This window comes from Arenibacter sp. ARW7G5Y1, from assembly GCF_003201775.1.
GTDB lineage: Bacteria > Bacteroidota > Bacteroidia > Flavobacteriales > Flavobacteriaceae > Arenibacter.
This window is the reverse complement of the sequence record NZ_QJJZ01000010.1, coordinates 123,243-139,846: the sequence shown is the minus strand read 5'-3', so window position 1 is coordinate 139,846 and position 16,604 is coordinate 123,243. Positions and strand designations below refer to the sequence as shown.

The following is a 16,604-nucleotide window of genomic DNA, read 5'->3' as shown; positions in this document are numbered from 1 at the left end:
ATAATCTTAGATCGAATAATTCCAAGGATATTAGGCTGATTTTTGTTTCATAATTATACTCCTCCTGTACTTGGCAAAATGACATTCATTTTTTGTAACTAAAATTATCCTATTAGTAAAAATTTTGTACTTTAGTGCAAAATTAGTGAGAAACTCAAAGATATTTTAAGACATGAAGATTAACGACAGAAATTACCCTGAGCAAAAGCAGACCATTATTGGAATATGTATGGATGGAACATCTTATCCTTATTATGAAGCAGCCAAGGAGGTAATGCCCAATTTACAAAGGTTTATAAAGGAAGGTTCTATGGGAATGGTAAAAAGTGTGATACCATCCTTTACAAATCCGAACAATATGGCCATCGTTACTGGGGTTACTCCAAAGGTGAACGGAATTTGTGGCAATTTTTATTGGGATACCGAACTTCAGGAAGAGGTAATGATGAACGACCCAAAGTATCTAAAGGTTCCCACTATTTTATCAGAGTTAAGTAAAAACGGAAGAAAGGTGGCCGTGGTTACAGCCAAGGATAAGTTGCGAAAAATGCTGGCCCACAATTTGGAGGGTATCTGCTTTTCGGCAGAATTTGCCAATCAGGCCACTTTGGAGGAAAACGGTATTGAAAACGTGGAGCAAGGATTGATGGGCAAGGAAAGACCAGGTATCTATGATCCCTATATTTCGGTTTATTGCATTGAAGCTGGGGCCAAACTTTTGAAACGGGAACATTTTGATGTGATGTATTTGACAACAACCGATTTTGTGCAACATAAATATGCTCCAGGAAGTGCGGATGCGAACGATTTCTTATCCAAAATAGATCTTTGGTTGGGGGAATTGGACAAGTTGGGTGCCATTATCGGGGTAACCGCCGATCATGGTATGCAGGCCAAGACCAATCCGGATGGCAGTCCAAAGGTGCAGTTTATAGAACAGCTTTTGGATGCCCAAGATATAAGATCAAGGGTAATCCTGCCCATCACGGATCCTTATGTAGTGCACCACGGGGCCCTAGGAGGTTATGGTACGCTGTATTTGGAGGATAAATCCCAATTACAAGCGGCCAAGGACTATTTGCTTTCCTTGGACGGAATAGAAAAGGTACTTACCAACGCCCAGGCCGTTGAGGAATATGAACTTCCAGGTGATAGAATCGGGGATTTGGTGGTATTGGCAGATTCGGCCACTACCATTGGTAGGACCCCGGATTGGCATGAATTGGATAAGGTGAAGGAAGGTCTGCGTTCACATGGAGGAGAGCACTGTCAAGTAGTGCCCATGATATTCAATAAAAAACTGAACGCGGAATACAGTGATAAATTGGCATCAGGTACTAGTAGGAACTTCGATTTGTTCCACTTCTTGAGCAATGGATTCTCCAACTAAACTATTTAAAACACAACTATGATCGAATTTGGAAGTATAATCAATGGAAAACAGGTTACAAGTGGCGAATGGATAGATATTTATAATCCATACACCAAAAAGCAGGTTGGTAGGGTGGCGTCCTTGGATACAAAAACCTTGGACAAGGTATTGACGGATACGAAGAATACCAAAATTAACCTTACCCGTTATGAACGGTACGACATACTGAACAAGATTGCAAATGCATTGGAGGAACGGGTCGATGAGGTGAGTAAAATGATTACCGATGAGACCGGACTTTGTTTAAAGGATACACGTTATGAAGCCAGTAGGGTTTCCGATGTACTGCGATTTTCGGCCATGAAGGCTTTGGATGATGACTCCCAGGTATTTCCCTGTGATGTTTCCAAAAATGGCAAACCAAGAAGGATCTATACCACGCGTGTTCCCCTGGGGCTTATTAGTTGTATAACGCCTTTTAACCATCCTATGAACCAGGTGGTGCATAAAATTGCTCCGGCCATCGCCACCAACAATACGGTGGTCTTGAAACCGTCTGAAAAAACCCCTCTATCTGCCTATTATTTTGCACAATTGGCCTTAGACTGTGGCCTGCCACCCAATATGTTGAATGTCATCAATGGAGCAGACGTGCAGGCAACAGCGGAAATGATGACCATACATCCGGAAATAACCATGGTTTCCTTTACCGGTGGTAGTAGGGTAGGAAAAATTATTGCCTCCAAGGCGGGGTATAAAAAATTGGTTTTGGAGCTGGGAGGTAGTTCCGCCTTATTGGTTCTGGAAGATGCCGACATAGAAGAGGCAGTGGAAGTGACCATGTCCGGAACCTTTAAAAATTCGGCTCAGCGTTGTACCGCTATTAGAAGGATCTTGGTTCACGAAAGCATAGCGGATGCTTATGCCGCTAAATTAACGGCCAGGGTCAAGGCCTTGAAATACGGGGACCCCTATGATGCCGAAAATGATATGGGGACGGTTATTACCGAAGAATCCGCCAAGGAGATGGAATTTAGAGTCCAGAATGCCATTGATAATGGAGCAGTGCTATTGGCCGGTCATAAACGCGATGGTGCCCTTTATGCCCCAACGGTTTTGGACCATGTACAGAATGCCCACGAAGTAGTGGCCAAGGAGACCTTCGGGCCCGTAGCACCTATAATTAGGTTCAAAACTTTGGATGAGGCCATAGACATTGCCAATGATACGCCTTATGGCCTTTCCGGCGGTGTGGTGAGCAATCATTGGCCTTCCATTCAAAGGGTTATTACCGAATTGGATACAGGTACCGTAAATGTAAACGAGGCACCGAGTTACCGCTTGGAATGGACACCCTTTGGAGGTGTGAAGGATTCCGGCTTGGGGTATAAGGAAGGTGTTATTGAGACCATGAAAGGATATACCTATGTCAAGACCTATTCCCTGCCATGGGACATTGCCTAAGGAGGTATCCTAAATTTAAATCAATTGAAGTAACTCTAATATTTTAATAGAAAAATACCAAATGCAAATAAAAAGAAATGTGTTGCTCAATCCTGGTCCGGCAACTACCACCGATTCCGTAAAATTGGCCCAGGTAGTTACCGATATTTGTCCAAGGGAAAAGGAGTTTGGGGATCTTATGGAATACTGTGCTACTGAGATAACCAAATTTGTGGGAGATCCAAAGGATTATGCCACTGTTTTGTTCGGAGGTTCCGGAACGGCCACGGTTGAGGCCATATTGAGTTCCGTAGTCCCGGACAATGGCCGTATTCTTATAATAGATAATGGAGCCTATGGCAAACGTATGTGCCAGATTGCCAAAATATATAAGATGGATATGGTTGTTTTTGAATCTTCATCCATAGTCCCTATAGATTTAAAGGCGCTGGAGGAGGTTGTTAAGGCTGAAAAGGGATTGACACATTTGGCTATGATACATCATGAGACCACAACAGGACTCTTGAATGACATTACAGCTGTTGGGAAATTATGCGCCAATTACGGTATTGGTTTTATAGTGGATTCCATGAGTGGTTTTGCTGCTATTCCGGTAGACATGAAAGCTATGAACATTGATTATTTGGCAGCTAGCTCCAATAAGAATATACAGGGAATGGCAGGAATTGGCTTTGCTATATGCAATAAAAAAGCCCTGTTGGCAACAGAGTTCATTCCCATGAGGAACCTGTATTTAAATTTATATGCGCAGTATGCCTATTTTGAAAAGACCCACCAAACACGATTTACCCCTCCTGTACAAACCTTTTATGCCTTAAAACAGGCCATTTTGGAAACCAAGGAGGAAACTATTGAAAAACGTTATGCCAGATATGCCAAATCTTGGGAAACTCTCCTCAGCGGAATAGGTAAAATGGGATTGGAATATTTGATAGACCGGGAACACCACTCCAAAATAATAACTTCCATCATTGAACCTAAGAATGATAGATATGATTTTGATGAGATGCACGATTTTTTCTTCGAAAGAGGGTTTACCATATATCCGGGTAAGGTGAATAATTATGATACCTTTAGGATATCCAATATAGGGCAGATAGATTATAGGGATATGGAGGACTTTCTAAAAGTATTGGAGGAATATCTTATTCAAATAGGTTTTTTGGAATAATGATTTGTAATAATTGGTAGTCTTTGCATTAATATGCATAGCTGCTATTTGTTATTTGATCTGAGTATATTAACAATAGAATAACTGTCACATGCTGTAATTTAAGTACCACCAACTGTTTTAAGACATAGGTGGTATATATCAACTATATAATTTTTTAGACATAGTTTTCTGAATTTTAAGTTGAATTAAAGAACCACAACCAACCATGAGTTTAACCACAGATCAGAAATATTGGAGGAAAAGAATATTTGTTCTTACTTGGCTCGCCTATGCGGGGTTTTATTTTGGCAGGAAAAATTTATCGGTTACCTGGAGTTCCATGGAACAGGATTTGGGGCTGGACAACTCGGACTATGCTTCTATTATTTTTGTTTACAGTTTAATATACACCATTGGGCAATTTGTTAATGGATACCTGTCCGATACATTTGGGCCTAGGAAAGTGGTCACGGTTGGATTGTTTCTAGCCGCCATTGGTAACTTGTTTCTTGGCATGACATTTTCTGCAGGGGTAATTGTTTTTCTTATAGCGCTTAATGGCTATGGACAATCTACTGGCTGGAGTGGTTTGATAAAGAATATGACCCCTTGGTTCAGGCGGACCGAGCGTGGTATAGTAATGTCCTGGTGGTCTACATGCTATGTTACAGGGGGCTTTCTGGCTACTATCTTTGCCACCTATGCGGCTTTTGATATGGAGTTCCTTTCGGAACTGGGTTGGAAAAGGGGGTTTATTTTCCCTTCCCTGATACTCTTTGTTATTGCCTTTTTATACCTTTTGTTTACCAGAAACAACCCAGAGGATGTTGGCCTACCCAAAATAGTTGAAAATAAGTACGAATTTGAAGGGGGGGCCAAGGTAGAGAAACTGAAGATTTTGGGCGTGTTGTTAAGGAATAGTTCCCTCTGGATATATTCCAGTTGCTATATGATCCTAAAGATGACCAGATATGCCTTTCTTTTTTGGTTGCCCGTTTATTTGGAAAAAGCCTTGCAATATGGGGTCAGCGATGCTGGTTATATGTCTTCGGTATACGAATTGATTGGTTTTTTTGGGGTTATTTTAGCAGGCTATAGTTCGGATAAAATTTTTAACTCCAATAGGTTTAGTACCGTATCCCTTATGATGATTGGCTTAGGGCTTGCCTGCCTTGCCCATCCGTATATGGTTCCTTATGGGAAAATAGCGACCGTTATCAGTATTGCCCTAATAGGGATAGCGACCTACGGACCGGATTCCCTGATCTGTACGGCTGGTTCTATGGATGTTGGGGGTACCAAGGGTGCTGCAATGGCTGCTGGTATCATCAATGGAATGGGGTCTGTGGGACAGATGTTCTCCGGTTTTATTGTGGTAGCCATCAATGAATATTACGGTTGGAACAGTCTATTCTACTTTTTTGTTATCATGTCGTTCATTGGTGGGGGATTGGCAGCTTTAAAGTGGAATCAGCAAAGTTCGGATTAGATACGGATATGCTACGTTTCAATATTTTGGGAATCAGTAGGTAATATTGATAATGCGGTTTTATTTATTGCCAGCGCTTATGGCACCCAATGTTAATGTATAGGTAATTATTTAGTACTTGAAGGACACCAAAGGTTCCTATTTTTAGGTGTCAAATTTGTTTCTTATTATGTTAAAGGCTAAACTTTTTAATTCCAAATTTCAAGTTTTTCACGGAACGGGGAAACCTTTTGGCTTTGAACAAAAACAACTGGCAATTGAGTTGAACGAGGGCGAAGCTTTGGTGAAAATTGTTTTGGCTACCATTTGTGGATCCGACCTGCATACCATTGAAGGAAAAAGAAGGGAAGATGTTCCCTGTATACTAGGTCATGAGGCAGTTGGGGAAATTGTTGAAATTAAAGACCGCCCTGGGTTTGCCGTAGGAGATCGGGTAACATGGTCCATTGCAGATAGTTGCGGGAAATGTGCTGCATGTACCGATTATGGACTCCCCGAAAAATGCCATGAACTTTTTAAGTATGGCCACGCATCCATTAACAAGGGTAGTGGCTTAAATGGCTGTTATTCCAACATCATCCATATTAGACGGGGTACACATTTGGTGAAGGTTCCGGAGGTCGTCGATAACCCTATGGCCGCGCCTGCCAATTGCGCTCTTGCAACAATGGTAAATGCCGTGTCCCAATTAAAAAATATGCCTAAAAAAGTAGTAGTGCAGGGTGGGGGGCTATTAGGGGTCTATGCCTGTGCACTTCTAAAGGAAAAGGGCGTTGACGAGATATATTGTTTGGATATCAATTTGAATCGATTTGAAATAATAGGAAAATTTGGAGCCCACCCTGTGGATGGACGGGATATGCATAAGGCGACGTCATTTTTATTGGACAGGCTTGGAGATGGGGCGGACGCCATTTTTGAGGTTGCCGGAGTTAAGGAATTGATTCCCCAGGGAATAAGTCTATTAAGACCAGGTGGGCAATACATCCTGGTAGGCTTGGTACATCCGGATTCCGAATTGAAGGTCACGGCCGAACAAATTATTAGAAAATGTCTCGCCGTAAAGGGTATTCACAATTATGCACCATGGCATTTGGAAGAAGCTATTCACTTTTTGGAACGAAATCATAGGAACTTCCCTTTTGATGAACTTGTGAGTCCGCCCTTTGACTTAGAAAGTATAGAGGAGGCCGTATTAGAGGCAAAAAAACAACGTTGGTTTAGGGTCTCGGTAAAACCAAAAGCATAAATGAATCCCATAGAAAATACAAATCAAAATTTCCGAAGGTACCAATGGAAAATGTTATTTGCAGTTATGTTCTGCTACCTATTTTACTATACCGGTAGACAGAATTTCGGGTGGGCAATCCAGGGTATATCCCTAGAATTCAATGTGGCAAAACAATATATTGGCTGGGCCGGTGCCGCCATGCTTTGGGCTTATGGAATAGGACAATTTATTAACGGTAATTTGGCCGATAAGTTTGGTGCACGCCGGATGATGGTGATAGGGGGCTTACTTTCAGTACTAATGAACTGGGCCACAAGTTTTGCAACTGCCTATTGGATGATCGTAGTATTCTGGGCCTTGAATGGTTTTTCACAATCATTGGGCTGGGCTCCAGGGAGCCGCATGGTAGCTAATTGGTGGGGAGGGAAGGAAAGAGGAAAAGCTTTTGGTTTTTATGTGTTTGCAGCTGGTTGCTCCTCGGTACTCATTTATTTGTTGTCCATAATAATGTTGGACACGTATGAAGTGGATTGGCGGTGGCTTTTTAGATTACCGGTATTGTTACTTCTTTTGGGCTGTGGTGTTTTTTATTTCGTGGTTCGCGATAAACCGGAAGATGCTGGTTTTAAACCCGTGGAGGATGACATGCCACTGGTTTTGCCCAAAGAAAATGAAAGTTCTTTGGAACGTTACCAAAAGGTTCTTTGCAACAACAAATTCATATTGGCATGTATCTCTATCGGTTTTCAAAATATGGCAAGATACGGGCTTCTGGTCTGGGTACCTCTTTATTATTTGGGCACAAAATTAAATGAAAACACCAATTTGTGGATTGCGTTGGCCCTTCCAGTGGGGATGGCCTTGGGGACTATTTTTTTTGGACAATTATCGGATAGGGTCTTTAATTCCAATAGATCCAAACCTATAGCGCTATCAATGGGGTTGGCAGGTCTGGTCATTTTAATGGTTTATCTGGTGCCGAAAGATAATTTACTTGGGGGCTTGGTGCTGATGTTTTCGGCCGGTTTTTTAGTATATGGCCCACAATCCTGTTATTGGCCCCTGAGTCCGGATTTGTTGGGAATTAAAAGGTCGGGAACAGGTGTAGGGGTTATGAACACTTTTGCCTATGCCTTTGCAGGGGCCGGTGAGCCCTTTATAGGATATATGATAGATGTTACCGGAGAGCAAAACATAGTTTTTGTGGTAACTGCGGTAATGTGTTTTTTTAGTGCTCTGATAATCTTATTTGTGAGGCGCTGATATTAAAATTGTAACCGCCTATATCCGTGTAGCAATGTATAATTATCAACTTAAATTAAATACTATAAAATATGATTAGGAAACGGAATTTGATCGTTTATTGGAGTTTAATTTGGTTATTGGGCAGTTGTGATACGGCCAAAAAAGCCCCGGAAAATAGGGTTCAGACGAAGCGTGTTGTCGCCATAGGCCTGGACGGTATAAGTGTGGATGGCTATAAAACGGCAAAACACCCAAATTTGGATGCGCTTATGGCAGATGGGGTGCTGTCCTTGACCACCAGAAATGTGATGCCTTCGGTGACCCTGCCCAATTGGACTTCCCATCTTACTGGAAGCGGCCCTGAACAACATGGAGTATTGAGTAACAGTTGGGAATTGCAGAAAGTGACCCTGCCGGCCATAGAGACCGATGAGGAGGGGTATTATCCTTCTATTTTCAAAATTTTGAAGGAAGGAGTTCCAGATGTAAAGACAGCTTTCTTTTACAATTGGGCCGAATTGATCAATTCGTTCAACCCGCGCTATATAGATGAATTAAGTTTTGAGGAGAATGATGAATATCAAAATAATTATGGAAAGGCATTCGATTTTATCGTCAATAACAAGTCGGACCCTACCATGGTTTTTCTTTACTCCGTGCATACAGATCATGCGGGCCATAATCATGGTTGGATGTCCCCGGAATATATTACTTCCATTGAAGAAGTGGATGTGCAAATTGGAGAGTTTATAAATAGACTAAAGGAAGAAGGACTATACGAGGATACACATTTTATGTTTTTTACGGATCACGGAGGAGTGCCCGAAAAAGGTCATGGGGGAATCACCCCGCAAGAATTGGAAGTGCCTTGGGCCATAACGGGACCTGGAATAAAAAAAGGACAATCTTTAAAGGAACCCAATAATTCCGTTAATACGGCCACTACCATAGCTTATCTTTTTGGTTGTGGCAATGTTCCGCTTTCATGGACCGGGGAAGTGCCCATGTCCATTTTCGAAACCCAGGAACCATAGGGAATACAAATGCACATTCTAATCTTTTAAGGCAGGGTGCCTTATGATGGCTTTAGATAATTATTTGAAATACAGAAGTTTAATGAAGGGTAGGTCCGTTGAAAAGTTCGATTTAGTGATAATTGGAGGAGGGATATTCGGTTGTGCCATTGCCTATTATTACACCAAAAATAATCCAGAAAAACAAGTAGTGCTCTTGGAGCGCAATGAATTGAATAATGCGGCAACCAGTAGGGCAGCTGCCTTAATGACCATGGTGCGTTCCAAGCGTGCCTATATTCCGCTTACCATAGAGACCTTTAAGGTAGCCAAAGATATGGAAGTAGAGTTGGGGGAGACATTGGACTTTAAGGAGGTAGGTATGATGCATGTGGCAGCCAGTGAGGCCAAGGTGAGGGATTTGGCGAAACTTATGGAAATCGCCAAGGAATACAACCAGGAAGCCTACTATCTAACCAAAGAGGAGGCCCAAAATAAAACCCCTTGGCTGAAGGTGGACGAGGCTTTGAAAATTGGATTTGTTCCCAATGAGGCCTATTGTGATCCCTATATGTTGGGGACTTTCTTTGCCAGGTGTGCCAAAAATAGAGGGGCTAAAATTCGTTTGGGTGTTGAAGTCATTGGACTTATTCATGATGGGGGAACAGTAAAAGGGGTAAAGACTTCGGAAGCTGTAATAATGGCAGAAACCGTTGTGGATGCAGCGGGTGTTTGGGCGCCCTTGCTCGCGAAGGAAATGGGGGTGGGACTTCCCATGGCCCCGGTACGAAGTCAGTATTGGATAACGGAACGGGCCGATATATTTCCCGCAAATTCGCCCATGGTCCTGTTACCGGACGCCCAGGCCTATGCCCGACCTGAAGGAGGGGGGCTGCTGTTTGGGATACGCGAGGGGAAATCGTTGGTTGCTTCCCCAAAAGATGTGCCCAGGGATATTTCCGATTTCGTTTTTAGTGCCGATGAAGGCATGGAGGATCTTTTTGAAAATGGAGAGCGACTCGCACGTTTCTTTCCTGCTATTTATGATATGGGGATCAAATATTACGTGGCAGGATTTTCGGGCTATACTCCAGACTCCCAATTGGTTTTGGGAGATGTCCCAGGAACCAAGGGTTTCCTGGTGGCCTCAGGATGTTGTGGTGCAGGAATTTCTGTTGCCGGTGGGGTAGGGCTTGGAATTGCCGAAATGGCATCGGGGAGACCCAATCCTTTGGATTTCTCAGCGTTTGAAATTTCGCGGTTTGGAGATATAGATCCCTTTAGTGAAGAATGGCTCAACAAATGCGCATCTTCGAGATCTAACAAAGTAAGTGGTTAAGTTAAGTAATTAAGATAGAACAACATGCAAAATAAAGAAAGGGGACGTCGTAGGTTTATGGTCAAGATGGGCATGGGAACCTTGGCCTTTGGGTTAGGTAATATTGGGGCTTATGCCTTCGTACCAAAATTGGAAATGACCAAAAAAAAGAAGGTCAATATAGGTTTTATAACCGATATCCACCATGGCTATTGTTCAGATGCCTTGGAGCGATTGGAGGTTTTTATAAAGGAAGCTTCTTCCCGCGAATTGGACTTTATAATTCAAGGTGGGGATTTTTGCTATGCAACGGAAGAAGCCCAAGAGTGTATGGATCTTTGGAACACCTACAAGGGGGAAAAATATCATGTGTTGGGAAACCATGATATGGACAAGGTTACCAAGAAAGATGCCATGGATTTTTTTGGGATGGAGAAGAACTACTATTCCTTTGATAAGGGCGACTTTCACTTTGTGGTTATGGATGGAAATTTTATTAAGAAGGAAGGGAACTACGAGGATTACGGCAATGCCAATTTTTATATAGAACAACAAAATAGAAGTTTGGTCAACCCTGAACAAATAGAATGGTTAAAAGAGGATTTGGAAAAAACGGATAAACAGACAATAATTTTTTCCCATCAGGCTTTTGATGAGATTTGGGATGGGTGGTCCTCTCCCAGCAGGTTTGCAGTTAGAAAGGTTATTGATGATGCCAACAATAGAACGGACTATCAAAAAGTAATAGCTTGTTTCTGTGGGCACCATCATGTGGATGATCACAGTTTTATAAACAAGGTGCATTATTTTCAAATGAACAGCGCTTCCTATTTTTATGTGGGGGAGGGTTATGGCTCCGACGGCAGTAGGGCCATGTACAAGGATTCCATATTTGCATTTTTAACTTTGGATCCCTCCGGTCAAATTTCAATTGAAGGGAGGCAAAGTCAGTTTGTGCATCCCACCCCTTCCGAAAAGAATCATCCCGATGCCCCTAGGCTTTCTGCGTCCATCAGCGATAGAACGGTAGATTTTAATCAGAAAGGGTAATGGTAAAGCACGGTCTTTTAAGGAGAACGTATATTTACCCATTTTATTAGTGAAACTCAATTTTGAGAAGTCAGTAAGACGCACTTAAAATTGCAAGTTGAACTAATCCCGCCTTAATCGGCGGGATCTAGGTTCAATACCTCGACCATAGGGTCGATTCCTATTATTGGGTTCAGGACCTGCCTTTATGGACAGACAGGCCTGTCTGCCGACAAAGGCAGGCCTGCCCTGAGGTTTAATACCTTTTATATATATGGGAGTCTTTTAAATAGCAATTTATCCAATCGATTGCCTAAGTATAAAGCTTCATTTAAACCATACTGAGGTTATAGTTTATTTCAATTAAAATAAATGTCTATTTTTGCTGTAATAATGTCTGTGCAGCAAGCCTTTGCAACACATGACCAATAGTAGCTAAATGGATGACATTCTTATCAATATAGGGCGACAATTGAAATTGGCCCGTCAAAAAAGGGACTTGACCCTTCAACAAGTAGCAAAAAGGACTGGTGTTAGTGCTGGGCTTATTTCTAAAATTGAAAATTTAAGGACCACTCCGTCCCTCCCAGTGCTTTTAAAAATAATGCAGACCCTGAGTATAGATTTGTCCGAGCTGGACCTTTCCTCTAATGTTACCGGGGATTATATAGTAATCAAAAATGGAACGGGGACCAAGGAAGACCGGGAAGATTCCGTTAACCTTGAGTATACGCACCTGTTGTCCAGTTCCTCTTCGGATAGCAGTATAAGGGTATATATTGTTAGTGTTGCAGCCGGAGCGTATAGAAAGCCAATTTCCACCAATGCCAATGAACTGATCTATGTACTTGGAGGCAAGGTGAACTATTTGCTCAAAAAAGACAAGGTGCTTTTGGAAAAAGGGGATCTTCTATATTTTGATGGCTCTATACCCCATGGTGTATCCAATGAGTTCAATGAACAGGCTACCATGTTGAAAATTTACTTCCTGCATTAAAGGGTATTGCTGGCAGGCTAGATGCTCCTGGACAGGTCCTGACCTCAATCCTACTTTCTTATTTTACAACCAGAATACAGTGGCCAGTAGGTGATGGCCTTTACTTATATCAATTTTGAGTAGGGATTGCAACTTATTTATCCAATTTGACACTATTTTGTCAGGTTCCTCTTTTGGCAATGGGCCAAATCCTATAATTTTCTATTATTTCATTAAAATCCCAAATCCTGTCATAGCAAGGGGTAGGGCTTTAGTATAAGTTTTTTCTATTCTAAGGTGAGGTCTACAGATAAACTCTATAATGGCAATGGGCATATCGCACGGTTCTTGTGCGAATAGGGTTGTAAATTAAAGTATAAACTTAAAAACAATACATGAAAGTATTAGTAATTGGGGCAGGGAATATGGGATTGACCTACGCGGAGTCCATGTCAAAATCAAAATTATTAAAGAAAAAAAATTTAATGATCTTGGACAGTTCCCAGGAAAAGACCTTGTCCTTAAAAAAGATTGCACATTTTGAAGTACATGAAAATTTGGAGGGATGTGTGCCCAAGGCCGATCTAATTTTTATTGCCGTTAAACCGTACCATAGCGGGGACTTATTTAAGAAGATGACACACTTGGTCAATGAGGGGCAAATCGTTATTTCAATTATGGCCGGAGTCACTATAAAGTCCATTCAAGACCAATTGGGGCTTCAAAAAATAGTCCGGGCTATGCCAAATTTACCTGCTCAGATAGGGAAAGGGGTCACCTCATATACGGCTTCCAAGGAGGTGTCAAGAATAGAATTATTGACCATAGAAAATTTATTGGATACAACAGGGAAATCGATTTTGGTAAGCTCGGAAAAATTCATAGATGCTTCCACAGGTATTTCGGGTAGCGGCCCGGCCTATGTTTTTTATTTTATGCAAAGTATGATGGAAGCAGCTTTAAAAATGGGCTTTTCTGGTAATGACAGTAAAATGTTGGTTAGCCAGACCTTTGAAGGTGCCGTGGATTTGTTCAATCAATCCGATCTTTCCCCCAATTCATGGATGGAAAGGGTGGCATCCAAAGGGGGTACAACAAGGGCGGCATTGGATTCCATGGACGATAATAACGTTAAGGAGCTTATTAAGGAGGCCGCGTACTCTGCTTTTAATCGCGCTGTTGAATTGGGACAAGATAAATAGAATATGTATAAACAAAGAGTAGTTATTAAAGTAGGTACCAATGTAATGACCAATAAGGACAATAGGATCGTAAAACCTGTTCTTGATCACCTGGTACAACAGATAGCGGAATTGTATGAACGGAATATAATGTCGGTTTTGGTTTCGTCGGGATCGGTTATTGCCGGTATGGAAGTGATGGGAGAGAGCCATATTACGGATAAGGCCACAAGGAGACAGGTGTATTCGGCTATAGGACAACCAAGAATGATGCGGCATTACTACAATATATTTCAGGATTATGGAATGAAATGCGCCCAAGTGTTGGCAACCAAAAGGGACTTTAACCCTGGAAACCACAGGGATAATATGATCAATTGCTATGAAGGCCTTTTGTCAGAGGGTGTGGTGCCAATTGCCAATGAGGATGATGCTGTTTCCTTGACCAAATCCATGTTTTCGGACAATGACGAGTTGGCAAGTCTAGTAGCAGAACTTACCAAAGCCGATAAATTGATTATCCTTACGGACACGGATGGATTATTTACAGGACATCCTGATGATAAAGATACTGAGGTAATAAAGAATGTGAGCGTGGACCAGAATGTTGAAAAGTATATAAAGACCATAGATAAAGGTGAAGCTGAAGGGAGAGGTGGAATGGGCTCCAAGTTGAATATTGCCAAACAGACCGCCTCCAAGAATATCCCGACTTATATTGCCAATGGCAAAAGAAAACGGGTTATACTGGATATTGTGGAAGGGAAGAGTGTGGGAACCAAGATTTCCGCATAATATAAGTAAGCTAAAATAGAAAGAATGAAATTGTTAAATACAGATATTAAAAATAAAGTATTGAGATCCATGATGCGAATATTGGATAACAATAGGAACCGCATAATTGCCGCCAATCGGAAAGACCTTAAACTTTTCGAAAAAGGGGACAGGGCTATGTACGATAGGCTTGTTGTGGATGATAAAAAGGTGGACGAAATGATTGTGGCTATCCAAGAAGTGCTACAACAGCAGGATCCAGTGGGCAGAATAAAATCGGAACAGGCCTTGGAAAACGGTTTGAAAATTGAAAATAAAACGGCGCCTTTTGGGACTATAATGATCATTTACGAATCCAGGCCGGATGTTACCATAGAAGCCGCTGTTTTGGCCTTCAAAGCCAATAATAAAATTTTGTTGAAGGGAGGAAAGGAAGCGGTTCACAGTAATGTTATTTTGGAGAAATGTTGGCACCTGGCACTAGAGGAAAATGGTTTGGATACGCAGTGGATACAATTACTTCATATGAACAGGGAAGAGACCCAAGAGTTTTTGAGGAATCCTTCCGAGAAGTTAGACCTGATCGTTCCACGGGGCGGGGAGCGTTTAATAGCTTTTGTAAAGGAACATGCCAAATGCGCAGTACTGGTCAGTGGAAGAGGCAATAATTTTCTCTTTGTGGACAAGGAAGCGGATTGGGCACAAAGTATGGAGGTAATCTTAAATGCAAAGACCCAAAAGATATCGGCCTGTAATGCCCTTGATAAAATCCTGATCCATACTAAAATGGATGACTATTACAACAAGTTAACAGAGCTCAATACTATCCTGAATAACCATGGGGTCACCGTTGTGGTCGATAGGAAAGTGGCCGAGGTACTACCCGCAAATACTACCATTAAAACCGAGTCTATTTGGTATGAAGAATTCCTCGCCATGAAATGTGTTATTGGAGCGGTTGATGATTTGGAATCAGCGGTACAAAAGATAAATAACTATTCCGGAGGGCATTCCGCGACCATTATGACCCAGAATAAGGAGCTGGCCATGGAATTCATGAATCAGGTGGATACTGCCGCAGTATACCACAATGCCTCGACCAGGTTTACGGATGGTGGACAAATGGGAGTTGGTGCCGAATTGGCAATCAGTACGGACAAGCTGCACCATAGGGGGCCGCTGGGACTGGAGCAGTTGGTAACCAACAAGTATTACATATACGGAGATGGGCAAGTAAGAATGTCTTAATTTCATAGGCCCTTAAAGGAACGGGCAACTGTGCTGTTCCAAAGGCAAGTTTTTACGGGTTTACAAGGACGGTCACTATAGGTTAGAAAACAGTTATTTATCACAACAAGTCCTAGCTATTATTAGGGGCTAGGGCGTTATAAGTAGTGTTTTTTGTCATGGCCATAAAAAGGTGGGCACCATTTTCCATAGAATTGTCATAAAGGAGATGGTGTATGGAAAAAATCTAGCCAAAATGAAAGAGGGCCTAGCATTTTGTGCCTTATCTTTGAATGGATTGTTTTTTTTGGATAAATGGTGATATCCTTTAAGGAAAGGCAATTGTTGTAACGCGTATGTGTAGTGGAACAAAACAAGAGTCATTATGGAAAGGAATGAATTATATCCTGTTTTTTTAAAGGTATCCCAGCTCAATATTTTAATAGTGGGGGGTGGCAATGTTGGTTTGGAAAAACTAACGTTCATGCTTAAGTCCAGCCCCAATGCCCAAGTAGAAATGGTGGCACCCGAATTCTTGGATGCAACCTTGGAACTTGCCAAAAAGTATCAGGTAAAAATAACGCAGGATAGCTATAGGAAGAGTTATTTGGAAGGTCGTCATATGGTTATTGCCACAACGGATAAAGTGGCCGTAAACGAACAGATTTATCACGACTGCAGGGAAAAGCACTTACTTGTGAATGTAGCCGATAATCCACCTTTTTGCGATTTTTATATGGGAGGTATCGTTACCAAGGGCAATGTAAAGGTGGCCATATCTACCAATGGGAAATCGCCCACTACCGCAAAACGCCTAAGACAGTTTTTTGAAGATGTAATTCCGGAGAATATAGATGATCTGGTTAAAAATCTAAACGAATTCCGAAAAACCATAAAAGGGGATTTTGAGGAAAAAGTGGAGACCTTGAACGAGTTTACCAAAGGTCTGGTTAGCAAGAAAGAGAAGTAGATTAAAACAAGGGTTCTGGCCATATATCGTAGTCTCTTTTAGGACGGCCTAAAGATATAGGTGCCTAATTCTACGAAAGCGTTTTCGAAAAGTTTCGTAAATATACCAAAAGCATGTATTTATTTAATTTTCAGATGCTTATGTTTATTTTGATTTGCTATT

Annotated in this window: 14 protein-coding genes; all 14 read left to right on the top strand. The window is 41.7% G+C overall.

The window, feature by feature from the left end; genetic code table 11:
- Positions 1-172: 172 nt before the first annotated feature.
- Entirely contained in the window at positions 173-1,390 is a 1,218-nt protein-coding gene (gene phnA, locus C7972_RS15215) for a phosphonoacetate hydrolase (RefSeq protein ID WP_110357034.1), read from the top strand.
- Positions 1,391-1,408: 18 nt separating this feature from the next.
- On the top strand, positions 1,409-2,836 hold the full coding sequence (locus tag C7972_RS15210) for an aldehyde dehydrogenase family protein (protein ID WP_110357033.1): 1,428 nt from the start codon (positions 1,409-1,411) through the stop codon (positions 2,834-2,836).
- 61 nt (positions 2,837-2,897) lie between these two features.
- Complete coding sequence (locus C7972_RS15205) at positions 2,898-4,007, top strand: 2-aminoethylphosphonate aminotransferase (protein ID WP_110357032.1); 1,110 nt, start codon at positions 2,898-2,900, stop codon at positions 4,005-4,007.
- A 208-nt stretch (positions 4,008-4,215) separates the two neighbouring features.
- On the top strand, positions 4,216-5,478 hold the full coding sequence (locus tag C7972_RS15200; protein WP_110357031.1) for an MFS transporter: 1,263 nt from the start codon (positions 4,216-4,218) through the stop codon (positions 5,476-5,478).
- 169 nt (positions 5,479-5,647) lie between these two features.
- Positions 5,648-6,727 (top strand): zinc-binding dehydrogenase, encoded by a 1,080-nt coding sequence (locus C7972_RS15195; RefSeq protein WP_110357030.1) that lies wholly within the window; start codon positions 5,648-5,650, stop codon positions 6,725-6,727.
- A complete protein-coding gene (locus C7972_RS15190) occupies positions 6,728-7,972 on the top strand; it encodes an MFS transporter (protein WP_220020915.1) in 1,245 nt (414 codons plus the stop codon).
- Positions 7,973-8,043: 71 nt separating this feature from the next.
- Positions 8,044-8,988 carry an alkaline phosphatase family protein gene (locus C7972_RS15185; protein ID WP_110357029.1) on the top strand — a complete coding sequence of 315 codons (945 nt, stop codon included), beginning with the start codon at positions 8,044-8,046 and terminating at the stop codon, positions 8,986-8,988.
- Positions 8,989-9,031: 43 nt separating this feature from the next.
- Complete coding sequence (locus C7972_RS15180) at positions 9,032-10,306, top strand: FAD-binding oxidoreductase (protein ID WP_110357028.1); 1,275 nt, start codon at positions 9,032-9,034, stop codon at positions 10,304-10,306.
- 24 nt (positions 10,307-10,330) lie between these two features.
- On the top strand, positions 10,331-11,335 hold the full coding sequence (locus tag C7972_RS15175) for a metallophosphoesterase (RefSeq protein WP_110357027.1): 1,005 nt from the start codon (positions 10,331-10,333) through the stop codon (positions 11,333-11,335).
- Between the two features lie 418 nt (positions 11,336-11,753).
- Positions 11,754-12,311, top strand: coding sequence for a helix-turn-helix domain-containing protein (locus C7972_RS15170; protein ID WP_110357026.1), 558 nt, complete (start codon positions 11,754-11,756; stop codon positions 12,309-12,311).
- Between the two features lie 374 nt (positions 12,312-12,685).
- On the top strand, positions 12,686-13,492 hold the full coding sequence (proC, locus tag C7972_RS15165) for a pyrroline-5-carboxylate reductase (RefSeq protein WP_110357025.1): 807 nt from the start codon (positions 12,686-12,688) through the stop codon (positions 13,490-13,492).
- Between the two features lie 3 nt (positions 13,493-13,495).
- Positions 13,496-14,266: a glutamate 5-kinase gene (proB, locus tag C7972_RS15160; protein ID WP_110357024.1), complete on the top strand. Its 771-nt coding sequence runs from the start codon at positions 13,496-13,498 to the stop codon at positions 14,264-14,266.
- Between the two features lie 24 nt (positions 14,267-14,290).
- Positions 14,291-15,493 (top strand): glutamate-5-semialdehyde dehydrogenase, encoded by a 1,203-nt coding sequence (locus C7972_RS15155; RefSeq protein WP_110357023.1) that lies wholly within the window; start codon positions 14,291-14,293, stop codon positions 15,491-15,493.
- Between the two features lie 364 nt (positions 15,494-15,857).
- On the top strand, positions 15,858-16,442 hold the full coding sequence (locus tag C7972_RS15150; RefSeq protein WP_110357022.1) for a bifunctional precorrin-2 dehydrogenase/sirohydrochlorin ferrochelatase: 585 nt from the start codon (positions 15,858-15,860) through the stop codon (positions 16,440-16,442).
- Positions 16,443-16,604 lie beyond the last annotated feature (162 nt).